The following is a 2067-nucleotide window of genomic DNA, read 5'->3' as shown; positions in this document are numbered from 1 at the left end:
GATGCGACGTTGTTTGTCAGTGAGCTGGGTGCCGGGTTTGATGATGCCGCGCTCAACAAAACTGCCAAAGGCGATGCGCGGCGTCTCGCGCCCTGTGGGCGGGGCTGTGATGGAGGCGAGCGGCATGGGTTTTTCGGCGCGCAGGCGGCCCCAGGCGGCTTCCACATAGGCGGGGTGGCGTTCGATTCCGATGAAATGCCGGTGCAGGCGCTTGGCTACCGTGGCGGTGGTGCCGGTGCCGAGGAAGGGGTCCACGATGATGTCTCCCGGGCTGGTGGAGGACATGATGACGCGGTGGAGCAGCGCCTCGGGCTTTTGCGTGGGGTGGAGTTTTAACCCATGCACGTTGCGCAGGCGCTCGCCCCCGGTGCAGAGCGGCATGGTCCAGTCCGAGCGCATCTGTAGATCGCCGTTGAGCGACTTCATCGCCTGATAGTTGAACTTATAGCGGGCGGTTTTGGATTTGGCGGCCCAGATCATGGTCTCATGCGCGTTGGTGAAGCGCCGGCCGCGGAAATTGGGCATCGGGTTGGTTTTGCGCCAGATCACATCGTTGAGGATCCAGAAGCCGAGATCCTGCAAAATGGTGCCGATGCGGAAGATGTTATGGTAGCTGCCGATGACCCAGAGCGTGCCGTCCTTGCTTAAAATGCGGTGGCACTGGCCCAGCCAGTCGCGGGTAAAAGCGTCATAGGCGGCGAAATCATTGAATTTGTCCCAGTCGTCGTCAACGCCGTCGACCAGGCTGTCGTCCGGGCGGCGTAGCTCGCCGCGCAGTTGCAGGTTATAGGGAGGGTCGGCGAAGACGCAGTTGACCGAGGCATCGGGGAGCATGCGCAGCATCTGCCCGGCATCGCCGAGCAGTATCTGGTCAAGCGGGAGTTCGCGCAGCATTTCCACGGGCAAGGCAGACCCTCAAATTCGGTAAAGCTGTAAACTGAATGTAGGGCCGTGGTCACGTCAACAGGTTAAACATTGGAGAGAAGCGGGCCAAAACCCATGCGGTGGTGCGCGGTGGGGCCCAGACGCAAAATGGCCTCGCGGTGGATGGGGGCGGCGTAGCCGGCGTTTTTGGCCCAGCCGTAGCCGGGGTGGCGCGCGTCGAGGCGGGCCATCAGGCGGTCCCGGGTGATTTTGGCGGCGATGGAGGCAGCGGCGATGGAGAGGCTGATGGCGTCGCCGCCGATAATGGTGGTGCATGGGATGCCGCCGCCGGGGGCGCGGTTGCCGTCAACCAGCAGGTGGGTGGGGGGTTGCGGCAGGGCGGCGATGGCGCGGCGCATGGCGAGCAGGGAGGCGTGCAGGATGTTGAGTGTCTCGATTTCGCGCACGGAGGCGGCGCCGAGGCCGATGAGCGCGCCCGAGGCCCGCAGGGCGGTGAGCGCGGCGGCGCGGCGGGGGGCGGAGAGTTTTTTGGAATCATCAATGAGGGCGGCGAGGCCGGGCGGCAGGGTGGCGGGCAGAATAACGGCGGCGGCCAGCACGGGGCCGGCGAGTGGGCCGCGGCCCACCTCGTCCACCCCGGCGATGATGCCGCCGATGCGGGTCTCGAAGGAGAGGTCAGGCATTGCGCAACCCGGCGAAGAAGCTGGCGAGCAGGGCGGAGCAATCGGAATCGCGCACGCCGCCGATAATCTCGGGTTTGTGATGTGTGGTGACGTGGGTGAACACGCGCGGGCCATGCTCGATCGCGCCGGTTTTTGGGTCGTACGCGCCGAACACCAGCCGGCGCAAGCGAAAGGCGGCGATGGTGCCCGCGCAGAACACGCAAGGCTCCAGGGTGACGGTGATTGTGCAGTCCGCCAGGTATTTTCCGCCCCTGGCGGCGGCGGCGGCTTGCAGGGCCAGGAACTCGGCATGGGCGGTGGGGTTTTGCGTGGCCTCGGTTTGGTTGTGGGCGGCGGCGATGATGGCGCCTGAAGCATCGGTGACCACGGCGCCGACCGGGATTTCATCTCTCGCGGCGGCGGCGCGGGCTTGGGCCAGGGCGTGTTCCATGGGGGTCATGCGGGGTTTCTTGCCTTGTGCGGATGCACAGGTCTAGTTGCCTTGTGCGGATGCACAGGT

Annotated in this window: 3 protein-coding genes; all 3 read right to left on the bottom strand. The window is 65.6% G+C overall.

Annotated elements, in window-relative coordinates:
- Positions 1-894: site-specific DNA-methyltransferase (locus PHE40_RS10765; protein WP_299961618.1), on the bottom strand; the 894-nt coding region annotated here is incomplete at its 3' end.
- Positions 895-968: 74 nt separating this feature from the next.
- Complete coding sequence (locus tag PHE40_RS10760; protein ID WP_299961616.1) at positions 969-1568, bottom strand: ribonuclease HII; 600 nt, start codon at positions 1566-1568, stop codon at positions 969-971.
- On the bottom strand, positions 1561-1998 hold the full coding sequence (locus tag PHE40_RS10755; RefSeq protein WP_408839079.1) for a nucleoside deaminase: 438 nt from the start codon (positions 1996-1998) through the stop codon (positions 1561-1563). The genes PHE40_RS10760 and PHE40_RS10755 overlap by 8 nt, the downstream gene beginning before the upstream one ends.
- Between the last annotated feature and the right edge of the window lie 69 nt (positions 1999-2067).

Source organism: Acidocella sp., assembly GCF_028687955.1.
GTDB lineage: Bacteria > Pseudomonadota > Alphaproteobacteria > Acetobacterales > Acetobacteraceae > Acidocella.
Note: the sequence above shows the minus strand (reverse complement) of the source record. Positions and strands in the feature narration are given on the sequence as shown.

Coding starts and splice junctions, on each gene's coding strand:
- PHE40_RS10760 (WP_299961616.1), bottom strand. CDS start 1,568: ATGCCTGACCTCTCCTTCGAGACCCGCATCGGCGGCATCATCGCCGGG.
- PHE40_RS10755 (WP_408839079.1), bottom strand. CDS start 1,998: ATGGAACACGCCCTGGCCCAAGCCCGCGCCGCCGCCGCGAGAGATGAA.